Here is a 16,081-nt window from a genome sequence, read left to right as displayed (position 1 = left end):
TGATGAGCAACCTTGAAGTATATGCGTCACTGGTAAATGGTGATCTTTATCCAATGCATGAAAAGGGTGAAGCCTGCCAGTTGTTTGTCACCAATTTTCTCGGTGACGATATACGTCCTCCGCCCAAAAGCATAACCATTAAAATTAAAACAGAATCTGGAAAAGCCGTGCGCATCGTTATTCCCAATGATCAGAGCTCAACTGTAGTTTTTGTGGATGATGTAAAGCTATAGTAACCATGAGCATGAGGGAGTGGTGGAGAGATCGAGAGTTTAGGAAATTGATATGTGCTCGAATTACGATCCCGTCCTGAACGCAGCCACTCTGCGCCAGCATTTCGGCGTTGAGCCCCCGCCAGCCGATCTTAAGCCGAGATTGTGGCCTGGTTACATCGGGCCTTTTATCCGCAAGCACGAGAATGTCGACGTTGGTGACGAAGCAGTGCCATTCCGCGAGTTGATGGCGGGATCCTTTGGGCTTATCCCTCATTGGGCGAAGGATACGAAGATCGCGCGAAAAACATACAACGCCAGGTCGGAAACTGTGCACGAGAAACCTAGCTATCGCGATGCGTGGCGATTGGGGCGGCATTGCATCATTCCTGCCGAAGCGATATTTGAGCCGGACTGGCGTAGCGGGAAAGCGGTGCCGACCAGAATTATTCGAGCGGATGGCAAGCCTATGGGAATTGCCGGACTTTGGACGGGCTGGAAACAGCCAGATGGCGAGATCCTGCGTAGCTACACCATGCTGACCGTGAATGCTGATGATCACCCGTTCATGCGGAATTTCCACAAGCCGGACGACGAAAAGCGGATGGTGGTCATCCTGCAGGATGAGGAGTATGACGCTTGGCTGTCGGCGTCGGCCGATGAGAGTCGTTTTTTCCTGCGGCAGTTTCCAACGGAGCTAATGACCTTTTCTGAATGATGTTAGCTGGGGGGGATCAACAATTGAGATGGGCAGTTGAAATTGAGAGTACAGGGCTTGAAAAAAGAAATCTGGAAGATTTGCTGCAAGGGCTAGGTTTCGATCTTATAGAGGGTGTTAAGTACCTTGCTTTTACATCGCCTGAAATCGAAAACTGCGGTTCCGCACCGGAAGTATATGAAAAAGCTAAGTTGGTGCGGGATGCATTTATAGGTGCAGCGAATATCGATCATGACTTTGCTCTAGGTGCAGTAATCGATTACTCATCTCAAGTACCAATAAGACATGTCTTCGCTGAGGCATCTGCTGGTGCTATGGCAACGGCATCCGCCGTCGGAGAAGCAATTATTTCTCCGCCGTCCGGCCTTTCTGAAAACGAGTTAGAGCAATGGAAAGCTTATCGCAAAGAAGAAGAATATCAAGCTCGCCTGGAAAGTCAGCATTCTCGGCTTATACCTGCTTATACCAATGTTAATGCTGCAAAGATGATGGAACTGCTTGCAACTAAGAATTTTTCATCCGAAACCCTATACAGGATTTACGAGTTAGCCGAAGGCCATCCTGACAATCGAAAAAGCTTTCATGCACAGTTTGGAATCACGTGGGATGAATTCAACCGTTTCCGGGATGCAGTTCATAATCCAGCTGTAACTGGAGATTGGGCTCGTCATGCGTATCATGACACTCCAAGGACTTCGAATCCTATGACAAAGGGGGAAGCTGAATCTTTCGTTAGAAAGATCGCTAATCAATGGCTTCAATCGTTAGTGTAGGGTGGTTCACACAACCTAGAGGGATGCGGACGGGAATGTAAATGCAAGCGTTTATGCTATGGGGGAGATATGAGCGAAAGGCTTATAAAGATCTTGGTGGCAACTGCGGTGCTTGTTTTTATTGGAGTCATTTTTTTCGACTTACACCTAATTTTTTGGCCTGAAAAATACTTGATAAAAAAATCGGTTGATAAGTGTGTAATTGCCCATTTGGCGAGAGCCGATGTGACTCAATGTCAAAGAGGAGATAAGAGTTACAAAGATGGTTGTGACCTTGCCCTAGCTATTGCAATTGAAAAAGAGGCTGACTGCGAGACTGCAGAGGCATACTTGCATGCTCATGACCTTCGCAAGCACTACTATAGTGCTCAGTAATGAAGGGAATATATGGAAATCGGGAAGTTTTATGACGTTGCTTTTGCAACCGGTCGCTATGAGATCGAGTATGAGCAGGGTGTGCAATGTATTAAAAAAACACCGCTGTCCTATCGCGTAAAAAGACAGGATGGAACAACGAGGTTGATAGGTCAGGACGCAATTTTCGAGTTGAAAGAGGTTGTAGGACTTGCAAGCCCGAGAGCTGACACTAGATAGTGATTTTCCAATCTGGAAATTCTACGAAGTGTGAAAAATCGCAACTTGATGTAAGTTGCATCAACTTACTATATTCTGCGTGCCTCTGTTACTTTTCAATGCGTAACACTTTGTCAACGGTAGTGAGTGAGGTTTCTAAGCATTCACGGCTGAGTTAGATTGGTCCAGCCAGCCAGTACATCGCCAAAGCGGGGACGCTGAGCGCCATCGTTGCCAGTGTCAGCAATACAAAAATCAGTGTCTCCTCAATCACCGGATAGTCACGGTCGGCCGGCTCCAGCCGCAACGGTGGTGAGGATCGCGGCTTTTGTTCGGGTGGCCTGATGTCGCTTGAGCGGAGGGATTCATTTTCGGTTTGCAATGCTGCGTGTTCCCGACTCGCGCGCGCAGCAGCGAGGATCTGCTCGAGGGTTCTTTTCTTCGCCATTAGCGACCTCCCAGCGCGACCAGCGCTGAGATGCACAATGCCAACACGGCCAGGCCGGCTGGGACAACCCACGCGAGCAATTTAAGCCAGCCCTTCCAGTCATCGGCGGGGATTGATCCGCCTTGAGGGTCGGCTTTTTTTACCCGGATGCCGGCGGCACGCAGGCGGTCGACGATATCGTTTTCGAAGGCTTGAAATCGCGGACCGTGTTTGAGCTGCACGCCAGCGCGTGCGTGCGCCAGTTCGTGCGCGCAGGCCCCGTACAGCTCGGCTTCCGAGACATTCATAGCCCAACGCGGATCGGTAGTAATCGTATGGCTCAGCTGGTTGTATTGAGCAGCGAGGTCGCCGGGCAGATTTGTGACGATCAGCTCGGGCGCGCGGGCGATGCCGGCGATGCGGACGGTCGTGTTGTAGATGTCCTGGATTAAGGCCAGGTCGTCCAGTGGGTCGAGTGTAGCTTCCATTTTTGTCCTTTCGTTACAGTGCCAGAGCGGCCTTGGCGGCTTTTTTTAGCAACCCGCCTGGAGTGGGCAGCGAGATCTTCGGCGTGCCCATCTTGCCGAGGATGTCGTTAGAGCGACGGCTGGGCTTCAGGCTCTTCAGCTTGTCTTTCTTCAGCAGCGGATGCTCGCGGTCGCCATCCAGATCGAGGCCGCGCTTTTTTAAGCCGGCTGCGCTGTAGACTTTTCCGATTTCGCTGCCTTTCCAGGTTTTGCCGTCTACCAGACTTTGGAAAGACAGGCCGGAGAGCCGGCCTGTGGATGGGCTGCGGTTTTCGATCACGTCGAAGCCTTCCTTTTGCATCCGCGAGCGAAAAAGGTCTAGGCCAGGGTTGCCGGCTAATGAACGGTCGATGCATGCGCGGATCTCGGCCATGCGTCCCTTTGTGCCGGTTAAGGTTTGTGCTTGATACTCATTGAACCCCTGCAACCCAGCTTCACGCTCGGCGATGCGGCAGGCTTGTTCGCCGCGCTCGAAGTTATTGCTCATTGAGACAGCTTTGCCGCCATCAGGATGAATGCGGTTTAGGATAAGGTGCGCATGATCATGGTCGCGGTCGTTGTGCTTTATCAGAACAAATTGATGATCGTCTGAAAAGCCCATTTCGCGCTTCCAGGCGTTCGCAGCTGCGATCCATTGCTCGTTCGTGGGGTGCTCGCCGGGCGAGGCGGATAGTGAGACGTGGCATACGGGTTTTTGCGTGCGCGTATTCATCGACGCTATCGCATCCATCTCAGCCGCACGGCCGTTCCAGTCGTGCGAGGCGAGGTTGCTGGCTAAAGTTTCACCGTCTTCCTTTTCCTGGGCGTAGCGGACAATGCCGGCAAAGCCTGATCCGACCACTATGTTCTGAATCATGTCACGCTCCCAGCAGCGCGGCGCGAAGCGCTTGGACTTCCGCGCGGAGCTTCTCGAGTCCAGCGCCGAGCTGCTGGCCGTTTACGACGACAGACGAGCTACTGTTGATGTGCCGCATTAGCTGATTCACGTTGCCAGCTAAGCGTGCGAGTTTTACGTAGGCTTCACGATTTATCGCAGGCACTGCTGTAATCGTGTTGCCCAGTGCCGCGACGCGGATGTAGCTCGCTCCGTCCATTCCGGCATCTTCCGACTTTAGCATTAATTGTTCAGCTTCAAGTCGGTTGAGCGTAATTGTAGTTTTGATGTTGCGCCGCTCGATGTCTGGTAGCCGCGGGCGACCGCCACGGCGGCGGGTTGGCTGAGTCGGTTGCGTTGGCATGGTGTCCATGTTTGCTCCTCTCGTTGATGATGAAAATCGTTAAATATATGGAATCTCTTCTAGTGCCCGGAGGGCCAAGCACGACCGAAGGGAGGTTTTGAACAGGTGGGTTGCGTAGCAACCCGCATGGTCAAAACATGGCTTGCTGGGTAAAGCAAAGGAGATTCTTTTTTGATGAGGTTTTTCTTCATTCAGCGGCCTCTCGATCCCGCTTTCTTGCCTTCCTCATCTGCGCAAGCGTCATCGTCACTTCAGCCTGCACGCCTACCTGATTGCCACTTCCTGATAGCTCGTCCAGCATTGCAAACCCCATTTCTACGGCCTCAGGAGACACCCCAGCCGCTTCTGAAATTGCCTCAGCCACAACATGCTGCGCAGCCTCATCCGCGACCGTTTCTGTCACGCCTTCCTGCTCGCCCCGGTCGGTTTCGGTTTCCGCATTCTCGAAAGTCGTGAAAAAATCGGTAGTTTCGGCAACGTCAATTACTTGCGAGGTTTCAGTGTTGGAGCGAGCTTCAGAGGTTTCGGGATTCTCAAAACTCGATTTCTCGGCGGGCGTTTTGGGAGTTTCGACAATCTCAAAACTGCTATATTTGAGGGGGTTAATAACCGGTTCTGAACCATTTTTGAACAGGTTCGGATGGTCAATATTCACGTTCTCCGCTTTTGCTTCACTGCCGTTGACTTGTGCTGGCGTGTTGGGTATCACGGCGGGACGTGCAACTTTGGCTTTTCGGTATTCGACCGTATCGTGATACGGCCAGGTCAGCTCCAGCACGTCGGAGCTGTGCCCCAAAACGATGGCCTTGACCCCGTCGCGCTGTGGTCCCAGCTTTTCCAACTCGTCGGCGGTCATCACGGGCAGCTCTGCGCGCTGGTAACTGTTTGATGCGCTGTACCCGCCACCGCTGCTGGTGACGCTGGTCGTCGGGCGCTCAACCTCTCGGCTGCCGATTTGATCGATGACGAATTTCGCCGATGCCCCGCCTTTTATTTGCGCAAAAATTCGGATGCCCAACAAGGACAGCCATTTGTCATCTTCACCGCGCGGGTAGATCTGGCGGGTTTGAGCGATGTCCTGGAACGATAGGCCCACGGCGCAGCCTTTGCTGCGTCCGACTTCCATGATCGTGGGCAGACTTGAAAGCCTGCCTGCCTGAGGAAGCTCATCTAGCATATAGAAGATTGAGCGCGTTTTTGACTCGCTGAATTCGAGCGACGCGATGTGTGCGATCTGGACTTCCAACATCGCGCGGATGAGAGCTGTCGCGCTAGTTTTGTCCTTTGAATTTGACTGCAGGATGATGTTCCGGTCGGCACTGTCGTCGTCGTTCAGCCAGTCGATCCAGCTGAACGTACGCGGCTTGCCGTTAGCGAAATTTTCCGGCACGTCCGCCCACTCAAGCGAAAAGCGGTATAAGGGAGCGAGGTACGCCATGAGGTTGATGTGGATGGACTGCGTCGTCTTGCTCTCCTCGTCGAAAACCGACGCGACCGCCGGGGGGTAGTGGCGTTCGGCGAACTGCTTGATTTCGGGGAGGCTGGCGAAGGTGGTTTCGCCGAGGTCGCGCCAGCGCCAATCCTGCCCGCGCTCGTTAATGAGTCGCATCAGCATGGCTACAACCACGCCGCGCGCGGCGTTTGACCACATCGGGTCGGCGGATTCGATGACAAGGCCCCTTGCGAAGCTCTCAGCATCCGCCAGGGTGCGCACGTCGCGCCAGATAGCCCACACGCTGGACCGCGCGTCGCCGAGGGCGAACAAGCGGTGGACGTTGGGTGTTGAGATCGTGTAGTCACCTTTCGCCAGATCGAATATCACTGTTTTCCAGTTTTTTTGGATTAGCGGCAGCAAGATGCGCCACAAGATCTGCGTTTTCCCGCCCCCCTGGGCGCCCATCACCATAACTGACTGCATCACCTGATGCCGTGCGAGCACGATGTCGGGGTGGATTTTGAGCTCGGGCTTGCTGATGGCGCACTTCTCGCGCGATGCGCGCTGCGCGTATTGACGGGCTTCTTCGCCGCGCCGGAGTTGGCGGCCTCGGACATGGATGTGAGGATCGCGGGGCTGGGCTACATGCCAGCCGGACCATGCCGCGCTGATGAGTGCACCGGCAGCAGAGGTGAATGATGTGAAATATATAACTGCGAAGCCGTGCCCGGGCAGCGCTGTTGCGTAGTGCCAGTAGCCTGGAACGGCCTCCGGCCAAGCGCGGCCGGCGCTCACGGCATATACCAGCGACTTTAGCCATAGCGCGAAGTGCGTGTTGAGGTGCAGACCGAGTCCCTGGTTAAATTGCAGTAGTGCCTTGTTTAACAAAAACGCAATGCAGTAACTTGCGACAAAAAACACCAGCACGCCAATGGCGATGCCCTCGCCGACGCGGGGGCGGGCGATGACTGCTTGAGCGGTCGGGGCGATTAGTGGGGTGCTGGTGTTTTGAGCCATGTTTTTCCTTTGAGGGAAGGCTTAGGCCGCTTGAAAATCTCGCGCTTCGCATTCGAGGCGGGCATCTTCTTCAGCTCGCTGCACGCGGCAGCCGATGCCGATAGCATCATCCAGGACGCCGAGGATCACGCTCTTTAGATCAGTGCAACCAGCTACTCGCCCTGCGGCGAGCAGGGCATCAATCTCGCCCTTTGTGAGGTGGATCTCCATAAAGTCTTCGCCGTCCCACGCCGCCCTGTCCGTCACCTGCGAAACGTCCATGTAATCCCTTTCAGTTGTGTTTGAAGTTTTTTGAGACGTTTTAAGTATATGTTTTCGGGGTGTGAAAATCAATAAATATCATTAATAATCAATTGCTTAATCGTGTATCGTATACTCGATACACGATTGTGTTGTATAGATGCAACAGGCCCCGCGTGTCCGGAGGACTGGCGGCCCGAATTTGAGGATCTGCGGAAGCAGTTCCGAGGGTTAAGTGGGTACCGTATATGACCGATGGAGAGAGTGGATGGAATAGGAGGCGCGACCCGGTCATCAGACCGGGGGAAGTCCGACCCTTGAAGTCGTCCGTGCCGGCCGTGGCCGGCATGTCCACAAGGGGCAAAGCCCCTTGCCGAAAGCCCTGAGCTGAACGTCATGCTCGTGCACCCACTTTTTTTAGTGCAGCGCGCACAGTACGAGTGGCATAACGTGCAGCATCTTTCCCGCGCCGCGCTTCCGCTTGGTCAGCGAGTCGAGCCTCGACTTCTGATGGGCTCATTCCGTTTTCGATCGCGCCCATTACCCACCCGAATTCGCGGCCGGATTCGGAGGCATCGCCGCCTGCGTATATGCGGTTTGCTGGTCGGCGCGGGAAGGTGAGCACGGCGCTTGCCGACTGACGATAACGAGTAGCTGGTGCTGCTGGTTCTTGTCGTAATACTGCATCAACATCCAGCAGCTTGCCGCGCTCTGCCGCCTGAATCAGGCGCGCTTCGAAGCCGGCGCGCTCCGGCTTGCGATTAACAAAGCCGGGTGCTCGGCCGTAATGGTCGCCGCTGCTAGAGCCCTTATCCGCGCCGTAGCCGGCTCCAACGATGCGCTGGACTCGCTTTCGCTCATCCTCGGACATCGGTCGCGCTGCCGCGACCCACACTTGATGGTTACCGGCACTGGTTTCCACGATTGCGCTGCGCCAGCGGCTGGCGACATCAGCCGCGGCGGTTGCGTCCAGGTCGTCCAGCATGATGCAGGGCTGCGCATCACCGCGCGCCGGCCGGATGAAGATGCAGCAATGAGCGTCGTTCTCGCTCCGCGCATCCCCAGGTGTAATCGACCTGAAGCTGGCGCGCTGCTGACTCTCGTCGCGCGATAGCGACGCTACTTCGATTGCTTCAGCGCCAGCGGACTTGAGCCACTCCGATAAAACAGTAGCCGGATGTTTGGTTTGCCCTTCAGACCGCCCCGCCGTGGTTAACAAGCTCTTTTCATCTTCCGTTTTCAACTTCAAAAGCTTTTCAACTTCGGGTGGCACCATGCCACCAGGGGTGGGTGGCACCATGCCACCAGGTGGGTGGCAGGATGCCACCAGGGGTGGGGTGGGTTTTTGAGGAGGCCAGACGATTCGATATCGGTTTGAATCGTTTGTTTTACGCCCCTCATTCCAGCGCCTGGTGACTTTTAAATACCCCTTCTCTTCAAGCGTTTTGATCAGCCGTTGCGCTGTCCGCGGATGGATGATTGCGTCAGCCGCGATGGTGGGTATGCTCGGGAATGGCTCTGAGTCGCTAGACTGCATGCGCAGCGCGATGTTTTGTAAAACGGACTTCTCAGTCCGGGTGAGGTCTTCGCTGCGGTAGTCGCGGATAGCCCAGGAAAGCTGTTGCCCGGACAGTTTTTTTTCGCTCATGTCTGCCTCCGTTTAGGAGGCAGCGGTGCATCAGACACAAGGAATTGTGGTATTATGAATACTAGATCGCCAAATCTAGTGGTACCACAGCCCGGCCAGCGTCCACCGCTGCCGGGTTTTTTATTGGCTGATGCCCTTGGGTTGTTTGTGCGGGCGGCCGCGTTTGCGGGGAGCCGATTCCACTTTCGACTTATGCGATTCAAGCCAATTAAGGACGTCGGATTCAAGCCAAAGCAGTCGGCTAGAACCGGGCACGCGGATGGGTGGGGGAAGCCTGTCCGGGCGGCGGACAAGAGTCGAGTGGATCGAGAGGGGGGACAAGCAGAACAATTCTGCGAGTTCGGTGCTGTTTAAAGTGCGTGTAGGTGATGCGTGGTTGCTGCTCATACGTTGTCTGCTCCAGTCGCACGGTGTGCGGTTAGGATTACAGGCATACGAGTCACTCCCTCGCCGTCTTGGTTGCCGCTGATCCGGATTTCTGCGCCCGGGCGACCCTTGACTACAACATCCACGTCAGCCCAACCTGCCATTTCGCTGGGCCTGCTTCGCAGATCACTCATCAATTGACCGCAGTATATCAAACTTGCGCCAAGTTGTCAAATTATTACTATATTAATCAATCGGATAGGATTGACAAAGTGTTGCGTGTTGCATATCACGCTGGTTGTTAATCTCGATATAAATCCAATAAATCAACCCGCGCGGCGATCCTTAATTTTTGAGAATGGCTTGGGAATGCGGGTTTTGGCTTCCTTGCAAGGCATACAACGCTTGCAAGGGTTGCAATGGTTGTAAGGGTTGCAATGGTTGTAAGGCTTGCTCTGGTCTTTCAGCAAGCGGCGAAAGCCGCTTGTGGGGGTGTGCCGGCCACGGCCGGCACGGGCTGCGACTCGGCGCGGCTGGTGCCGCTTCTCGCTCCGCTATTCGATTGGCGATTGACTTGTCAGGGATTGCCGAAATGGAAGTGTCCCGTGGGACATTTTGGGGACACCCAGTGTCCCGAATTAAGCAATCTGTGACAATTGCCTGAAATTGCTTTCAGTTGCTAAATGATGGATTTTATTGAGGAAATTATGGTCGGGGTGAGAGGATTCGAACCTCCGGCCTCTACGTCCCGAACGTAGCGCTCTACCAGGCTAAGCTACACCCCGAAATTTGATTTTGATCTAGAAAACCACCTAGAAATTGCGGTCAACTGCAAAGGTCGACAATTCTATCAGAGCTTCTCGATAAATTGAAGCCGGTAAATGCGCGATTGCTGCGCATGCGGTTTCTGCCTCGGTGCGAGCCAGACGGCGTACGTGGTCCAGTGCGCCGGATCCGCGCACGGCCTCCAGCACCTGGTCGAGGTTTTCCAGGCCGCCTTGTTCGATGGCGGTACGGATCAGTTGCTGTTGCTGCGGCGTGCCGTGGCGCATGGCATACAGCAGCGGCAGGGTCGGCTTGCCTTCAGCGAGGTCGTCGCCGACATTCTTGCCTATATCGCTGCTGTTTCCGCTGAAATCGAGCACGTCGTCGATCAGCTGGAAGGCGGTGCCCAGGCGCATGCCGTATTCGCGCAGGGCCTCTTCGTCGGATTCCGACGCGCCGTTCATGATGGCGCCCAGGCGAGTGGCTGCTTCAAACAGTTTTGCCGTCTTGTAATGGATAACCTTGAGATAAGTCTCATCGCTGATGTCTGCATCATGGCAGTTCAGCAATTGCAGTACTTCGCCTTCCGCAATCACATTGGTGGCGTCGGCGAGTATCCGCATCACGCGCATGTTCTGTATGCCGACCATCATCTGGAACGCGCGCGAGTAGACAAAATCGCCGACCAGTACGCTGGCCGAGTTGCCGAACAAGGTATTGGCCGTCGCTTTGCCGCGGCGCATGCCGGAGCCGTCCACCACGTCGTCGTGCAGCAGGGTGGCGGTATGAATGAATTCAACCACGGCCGCCAGCGTATGGTGCTGCGGCGTCACGGCGCCCAGGGCTCCGCCGGAGAGCAGCACCAGCGCGGGGCGCAGACGTTTGCCGCCACTGTTGACGATATATTCGGAGATCTGATTGACGAGGACGACTTCGGAGTGCAGGCATTCGCGAATCGCCGCGTCGACAGCCCGCATGTCATCGGCGATGACTGCTTGTATGTTTTCGATAGACACTTGAGTCGCTGACGAAAAGACTATTGACGGGATTTCAAAGTTTGATGGCGGATTCTAGCATAGCCAGGCCGGGCATCAGGGATGCAAAATCGGCTTTGCATTTTTGAGACGTTTCCGTATAATGCGCGGTTCATTTCGAAGCATAAGCAAACGAGGCTTAACATGTATGCGGTCATCAAGACTGGCGGCAAGCAATATCGCGTAGCGGCCGGTGACAAGCTGAAGGTTGAACAACTGGTCGGCGACGTCGGTAGCGAAATCGTTATCGACAAGGTGTTGATGGTAGCAGATGGCGACCAGGTCACTATCGGCTCTCCCCTGATCAACGGCGCTAGCGTAAAGGCTACCGTGGTTTCGCATGGTCGTCACGATAAGGTGATGATTTTCAAGATGCGTCGCCGCAAGCACTATCGCAAGACCCAGGGTCACCGTCAGAATTACACCGAAATCCAGATTCAGCAGATTGCTGCTAAGTAAAAGGAGTTAGCAATGGCACATAAAAAGGCAGGCGGTAGTTCCCGTAACGGCCGCGACTCAAATGCCCAGCGACTGGGCGTGAAGGCATTCGGCGACCAGCTGGTTTCCGCAGGCAGCATCATCGTGCGTCAGCGCGGTACCAGGATGCACGCTGGCGAAAACGTAGGCATGGGCAAGGATCACACCTTGTTCGCCAAAGTGGACGGCAAGGTTGCGTTCACGATCAAGGGCGCTCTGCGTCACAAGTTCGTGAGCATTGTTCCCGCTTAAAGCGCGATCATGACTCAGCAAGAAAGCCCTATCACCACGATAGGGCTTTTTTATTTTGCGACAGGCCTGACATGAAATTCATAGACGAAGCTACCATCAAGGTCTACGCCGGTGCCGGCGGCAATGGCGTTGCCACGTTCCGACGCGAGAAATACGAACCGATGGGCGGCCCCGATGGCGGGGACGGCGGACGCGGAGGCTCCATTCACGTGATGGCGGACCGCAATATCAACACGCTGGTCGATTACCGCTATACGCGCGTATTCCGTGCCCAGCGCGGCGAAAATGGTCGCGGTTCGGACTGCTATGGCGCACGTGGTGAAGACATGGTGCTGCGTGTCCCGGTCGGTACAGTCATTACCGATAAGGGGACCGGCCAGGTTGTTGCGGATCTGGCGCAGGACGGGCAGCAGGCTACCCTTGCCAAGGGCGGCAACGGCGGCCTCGGCAACATCCATTTCAAATCCAGTATCAATCGATCTCCCCGTCAATGCACCAAGGGCGAGCCGGGCGAGGAGTTCGAGCTCTACATGGAATTGAAGGTGCTGGCCGATGTCGGCCTGCTCGGCATGCCGAATGCGGGCAAGTCCACTTTCATTCGTGCTGTTTCCGCAGCCAAGCCCAAGGTGGCGGATTACCCGTTTACCACGCTGCATCCCAATCTTGGCGTGGTGCGCGTGGACGCCAATCGCAGCTTCGTCATCGCCGACATTCCCGGCCTGATCGAGGGCGCGGCGGAAGGTGCCGGCCTGGGCCATCAATTCCTGCGCCATCTGGCGCGTACGCGTCTGCTGCTCCATATCGTCGATATTGCCCCGTTCGATGAGGCGATCGATCCGGTAGCCGAAGCGCGCGCGATCATCGAGGAATTGAGAAAATACGACGAAGGTCTTTACAATAAGCCGCGCTGGCTGGTGCTCAACAAGGTCGACATGCTGCCGGCCGACGAACGCGATGCGAAGCGCGTGGCTTTCCTGCGCGAATTTGGCTGGGATGCACCTTCGTTCTGTATTTCGGCCTTGAGCGGCGAGGGCTGCCAGGCGCTGGTTTATGCGATCATGGAGTACCTCGAGAGCCAGCGCGCAGAACAAACAGATCAGACTCAGGAGCCCTATCCGGAATGAAATCCCTGCTTGCCAGCGCGCGATGCATTGTCGTCAAGGTCGGCTCCAGTCTTGTCACCAATGACGGACGCGGGCTGGACCAGGCGGCGATAGCTGCCTGGGCGGACCAGATCGCGCGGCTGCGCCATCACGGTCGCCAGGTTGTGCTGGTTTCCAGCGGTGCGGTGGCCGAGGGCATGCAGCGTCTGGAATGGGTGAAGCGTCCGACCGCGATCAACGAGTTGCAGGCCGCTGCCGCCGTCGGGCAGATGGGGCTGGTGCAGATGTACGAATCCTGCTTCGCGCGGCACAAGATGCACACGGCGCAGTTGCTGCTGACGCATGACGACCTCGCGGACCGAAAGCGCTACCTGAATGCGCGCAGCACCTTGCGTACGCTGCTCGACCTGAACGTCATTCCCATCATCAATGAAAACGATACCGTCGTTACCGACGAGATTCGCTTCGGCGATAACGATACGCTGGGTTCGCTGGTCGCAAACCTGATCGAAGCCGATGCGCTGGTGATCCTCACCGACCAGCAGGGGCTATACTCCGCCGATCCACGCAAGGATTCGGCGGCGACTTTGATCCAGCAGGCGACGGCGGGCGATCCTGCATTGGAAAAAATGGCAGGCGGCGCCGGCAGCAGCGTCGGCACCGGCGGCATGCTGACCAAAATACTGGCAGCCAAGCGGGCAGCACGCAGCGGCGCGCACACCGTTATTGCCTCCGGCCGCGAAAAGGATGTGCTGGTGCGTCTGTCGCAAGGCGAGGCGATCGGCACGCATCTGCGCGCGCCGGAAATGAAAACCGCCGCGCGCAAGCAGTGGCTGGCCGATCATCTGCAAGTGCGCGGCAAGCTGACGCTGGATAACGGCGCGGCCAAGGCGTTGCGCGAAGCTGGCAAGAGCTTGCTGCCGATAGGCGTGACGGCCGTGTCGGGCAGTTTTGAACGCGGAGAGCTGGTCGCATGCATCGACGCACATGGTCAAGAAGTGGCGCGCGGCCTGGTTAATTACACGGCAGTAGAAACGGCCCGCATTCTGCGCAAGCCCAGCCAGGAAATCGAGCAGATTCTGGGCTATGTGGATGAGCCGGAGCTGATCCATCGGGACAACCTGGTTCTGCTATAGCGCAGAGGCCTGTGCTACGGCGGGACGCGAAGAGACTCTGAAAGAAGGAGCAAGTTGTGACAGACAAAAAACCTTTAATTGCCATCATTATGGGATCCGACAGCGATTGGCGGGTCATGAAGGCGGCAGCGGCGATGCTAGACGATTTCAGCGTGCCGTATGAAGCGCGCGTGGTGTCGGCGCATCGCACGCCCGACCTGATGTTCGAGTTCGCGGAAAATGCCGCAACGCGCGGTTTCCGGGCGATCATTGCCGGCGCTGGCGGCGCCGCGCATCTGCCGGGTATGGTGGCGGCGAAGACGACGCTGCCGGTGCTGGGTGTGCCGGTGCCGTCCAAGCATCTGCAAGGCCAGGACTCGCTGCTCTCCATCGTGCAGATGCCCAAAGGTATTCCGGTCGCGACTTTCGCCATCGGTGAGGCCGGTGCTGCCAATGCCGGCTTGTTCGCCATTGCGCTGCTGGCGACCACGGATGCAGCGTTGTCTGAAAAGCTGGCCGAATTCCGCCGCAAGCAAACCGAAAAGGTGCTCGCGATGACGCTGAAGGGGGATGCATGATACTGCCACCTTCCATGCTCGGCATGCTCGGCGGGGGCCAGTTGGCCCGTTTTTTTGTCATCGCCGCCCACGAGATGGGGTATCGGGTCATGGTGCTCGATCCGGACAAGAACAGCCCCGCCGGCTTGCTGGCGGATGTTCACTTGTGTGCTGCCTATGACGACCAGGCGGCGCTCGATCGCATGGCACAGGAGTGCGTGGCGGTGACGACCGAATTCGAGAATGTCCCTGCAAGCACCTTGAGCGCGCTGGCGCAATCAGTGCCGGTGCATCCGGCCGCTTCTGCCGTGGCGATTTGCCAGCACCGTATTTCCGAGAAGGGCTTTCTGCGCGACAACGGTTTTCCGCACGCGCCTTATGCCGAGATCAATGCAGAAGCCGATATTCCGGAGGATAACGCCGGTTTGTATCCGGGCATACTCAAGGTAGCCCGGTTCGGCTATGACGGCAAGGGGCAGGCGCGTGTCAGCAATCGCGAAGAGGCGGCTGCTGCTTTCCGCAACTTCAAGGGCGAGCAGTGTGTGCTGGAAAAAATGCTGGCGCTGGATTATGAGGTCTCGGTGGTGCTGGCGCGCGATGCAGCCGGTAACGTGAAGGCTTTCCCCGTCGCGGAAAACATTCACCGCAACGGCATCCTCGATATCAGCATCGTGCCGGCCCGCGGCAGCGCCGAGGTGCGCGAGCAGGCACAAGCGCTAGCGCGCGGAGTGGCGGCCAAGCTGAATTATGTCGGCACGCTGGGCGTGGAATTCTTCGTCTGCAACGGCAGTCTGTACGTCAACGAAATGGCGCCGCGCCCGCACAACTCCGGCCATTACACCATCGATGCCTGCGTCACCGATCAGTTCGAGCAGCAGATCCGCGCGCTCTGCGGTTTGCCGCTGGGCGACACGCGATTGCATAGTCCGGCGGTGATGGTCAATCTGCTGGGCGATATCTGGCGCGACGGCGAACCCGAATGGGAGGTGCTGTTCGAGCAACTCGATCTCAAGCTGCATCTTTACGGCAAACATGAGGCGCGCCCCGGTCGCAAGATGGGCCATTTCACGGTGATTGGCGAGCACGCCGAAGAAGTGGTGGCGCATGCCATGTCGGCCAGGCGGCGTATCAAGGTGGAGGGCTAGGCAAAACGCAGGAGAGGTTGCGTTTGCCTCGGCGCCTGATTGCCAATGAGGCCATCAAGGCCGGGATGCAGAAAATAAAAAAGCCAACCGCAAGGTTGGCTTTTTTACACAAGCGCTTGAATTAAGCAGCCATTGCCTTCACGGCAGCGGACAGGCGGCTCTTGTGACGAGCGGCCTTGTTCTTGTGAATGATTTTCTTGTCGGCGATGCTGTCGATGACGCTTACGTTTGCGATGTAAGCTGCCTGTGCTGCTGCCTTGTCGCCAGCTTCGACGGCCTTGATCACCTTTTTGACAGCGGTGCGCAGGGCAGAACGCAAGCTCGCATTGTGGGCGCGTTGCTTTACCGCCTGACGGGCACGCTTTCTTGCTTGTGCGCTGTTAGCCATTAAAACTCCTGAAAATTATGCAAAATTTGAAACGCGCAATCATACAGATTCAAAAGGCCTTTTGCAAGGCC

At 56.3% G+C, this 16,081-nt stretch carries 19 protein-coding genes and 1 tRNA gene; 10 read left to right on the top strand and 10 right to left on the bottom strand.

What is annotated here, in order from left to right:
• The first annotated feature begins 2 nt into the window (after window positions 1-2).
• The 4 genes from A7976_RS14975 (at window position 3) to A7976_RS12260 (ending at window position 2,078) form a co-directional block, all read left to right on the top strand.
• The gene (locus A7976_RS14975; protein ID WP_088178438.1) at window positions 3-233 is read left to right on the top strand and encodes a hypothetical protein; all 231 of its coding nucleotides are present in this window, start codon (window positions 3-5) and stop codon (window positions 231-233) included.
• Window positions 234-285: 52 nt separating this feature from the next.
• Window positions 286-930, top strand: a complete 645-nt coding sequence (locus A7976_RS12270) for an SOS response-associated peptidase (RefSeq protein WP_067112300.1) — start codon at window positions 286-288, stop codon at window positions 928-930.
• A 23-nt stretch (window positions 931-953) separates the two neighbouring features.
• Window positions 954-1,703, top strand: coding sequence for a hypothetical protein (locus A7976_RS12265; protein ID WP_131801024.1), 750 nt, complete (start codon window positions 954-956; stop codon window positions 1,701-1,703).
• 69 nt (window positions 1,704-1,772) lie between these two features.
• The gene (locus A7976_RS12260) at window positions 1,773-2,078 is read left to right on the top strand and encodes a hypothetical protein (protein ID WP_067112294.1); all 306 of its coding nucleotides are present in this window, start codon (window positions 1,773-1,775) and stop codon (window positions 2,076-2,078) included.
• Between the two features lie 373 nt (window positions 2,079-2,451).
• On the opposite strand, the gene A7976_RS12250 is transcribed toward A7976_RS12260, so the two are convergent.
• The 9 genes from A7976_RS12250 to ispB all read right to left on the bottom strand — a co-directional run bounded on the left by A7976_RS12250 (window position 2,452) and on the right by ispB (window position 10,955).
• Window positions 2,452-2,724 carry a hypothetical protein gene (locus tag A7976_RS12250; protein WP_067112290.1) on the bottom strand — a complete coding sequence of 91 codons (273 nt, stop codon included), beginning with the start codon at window positions 2,722-2,724 and terminating at the stop codon, window positions 2,452-2,454.
• Window positions 2,724-3,191 carry a hypothetical protein gene (locus tag A7976_RS12245; protein WP_067112287.1) on the bottom strand — a complete coding sequence of 156 codons (468 nt, stop codon included), beginning with the start codon at window positions 3,189-3,191 and terminating at the stop codon, window positions 2,724-2,726. The genes A7976_RS12250 and A7976_RS12245 overlap by 1 nt, the downstream gene beginning before the upstream one ends.
• A gap of 13 nt (window positions 3,192-3,204) precedes the next feature.
• Window positions 3,205-4,086 (bottom strand): relaxase/mobilization nuclease domain-containing protein, encoded by an 882-nt coding sequence (locus A7976_RS12240; RefSeq protein ID WP_067112284.1) that lies wholly within the window; start codon window positions 4,084-4,086, stop codon window positions 3,205-3,207.
• 1 nt (window position 4,087) lies between these two features.
• Window positions 4,088-4,477, bottom strand: coding sequence for a hypothetical protein (locus tag A7976_RS12235; protein ID WP_082878119.1), 390 nt, complete (start codon window positions 4,475-4,477; stop codon window positions 4,088-4,090).
• Between the two features lie 178 nt (window positions 4,478-4,655).
• Window positions 4,656-6,920, bottom strand: a complete 2,265-nt coding sequence (locus A7976_RS12230) for a type IV secretion system DNA-binding domain-containing protein (RefSeq protein ID WP_067112279.1) — start codon at window positions 6,918-6,920, stop codon at window positions 4,656-4,658.
• 21 nt (window positions 6,921-6,941) lie between these two features.
• On the bottom strand, window positions 6,942-7,181 hold the full coding sequence (locus A7976_RS12225; protein WP_067112276.1) for a hypothetical protein: 240 nt from the start codon (window positions 7,179-7,181) through the stop codon (window positions 6,942-6,944).
• A 373-nt stretch (window positions 7,182-7,554) separates the two neighbouring features.
• Window positions 7,555-8,808: a DNA-primase RepB domain-containing protein gene (locus A7976_RS12220; protein WP_067112273.1), complete on the bottom strand. Its 1,254-nt coding sequence runs from the start codon at window positions 8,806-8,808 to the stop codon at window positions 7,555-7,557.
• Between the two features lie 1,074 nt (window positions 8,809-9,882).
• Window positions 9,883-9,959, bottom strand: a tRNA-Pro gene (locus A7976_RS12210).
• A gap of 27 nt (window positions 9,960-9,986) precedes the next feature.
• Window positions 9,987-10,955: an octaprenyl diphosphate synthase gene (gene ispB / locus A7976_RS12205; RefSeq protein ID WP_082878118.1), complete on the bottom strand. Its 969-nt coding sequence runs from the start codon at window positions 10,953-10,955 to the stop codon at window positions 9,987-9,989.
• 162 nt (window positions 10,956-11,117) lie between these two features.
• Here ispB and rplU point away from each other — a divergent pair, with 162 nt between their 5' ends.
• The 6 genes from rplU (at window position 11,118) to A7976_RS12175 (ending at window position 15,622) form a co-directional block, all read left to right on the top strand.
• The gene (rplU, locus tag A7976_RS12200) at window positions 11,118-11,432 is read left to right on the top strand and encodes a 50S ribosomal protein L21 (protein WP_067112267.1); all 315 of its coding nucleotides are present in this window, start codon (window positions 11,118-11,120) and stop codon (window positions 11,430-11,432) included.
• A 12-nt stretch (window positions 11,433-11,444) separates the two neighbouring features.
• Complete coding sequence (gene rpmA / locus A7976_RS12195; protein WP_067112264.1) at window positions 11,445-11,702, top strand: 50S ribosomal protein L27; 258 nt, start codon at window positions 11,445-11,447, stop codon at window positions 11,700-11,702.
• A gap of 71 nt (window positions 11,703-11,773) precedes the next feature.
• Entirely contained in the window at window positions 11,774-12,826 is a 1,053-nt protein-coding gene (cgtA, locus tag A7976_RS12190) for an Obg family GTPase CgtA (RefSeq protein ID WP_067112261.1), read from the top strand.
• Window positions 12,823-13,941 carry a glutamate 5-kinase gene (gene proB / locus A7976_RS12185; RefSeq protein ID WP_067112258.1) on the top strand — a complete coding sequence of 373 codons (1,119 nt, stop codon included), beginning with the start codon at window positions 12,823-12,825 and terminating at the stop codon, window positions 13,939-13,941. The genes cgtA and proB overlap by 4 nt, the downstream gene beginning before the upstream one ends.
• 89 nt (window positions 13,942-14,030) lie before the next feature.
• Window positions 14,031-14,498 carry a 5-(carboxyamino)imidazole ribonucleotide mutase gene (gene purE, locus A7976_RS12180; RefSeq protein ID WP_088178437.1) on the top strand — a complete coding sequence of 156 codons (468 nt, stop codon included), beginning with the start codon at window positions 14,031-14,033 and terminating at the stop codon, window positions 14,496-14,498.
• Entirely contained in the window at window positions 14,495-15,622 is a 1,128-nt protein-coding gene (locus A7976_RS12175) for a 5-(carboxyamino)imidazole ribonucleotide synthase (RefSeq protein ID WP_067112252.1), read from the top strand. The genes purE and A7976_RS12175 overlap by 4 nt, the downstream gene beginning before the upstream one ends.
• A 121-nt stretch (window positions 15,623-15,743) precedes the next feature.
• On the opposite strand, the gene rpsT is transcribed toward A7976_RS12175, so the two are convergent.
• Window positions 15,744-16,010: a 30S ribosomal protein S20 gene (rpsT, locus tag A7976_RS12170; RefSeq protein WP_067112249.1), complete on the bottom strand. Its 267-nt coding sequence runs from the start codon at window positions 16,008-16,010 to the stop codon at window positions 15,744-15,746.
• Window positions 16,011-16,081: the final 71 nt, after the last annotated feature.

The organism is Methylobacillus sp. MM3 (assembly GCF_001645185.1).
In the GTDB taxonomy this organism is placed as follows: Bacteria; Pseudomonadota; Gammaproteobacteria; order Burkholderiales; family Methylophilaceae; genus MM2.
The sequence above is the reverse complement of the archived record's forward strand: the minus strand, read 5'-3'. Positions and strand labels throughout refer to the sequence as shown.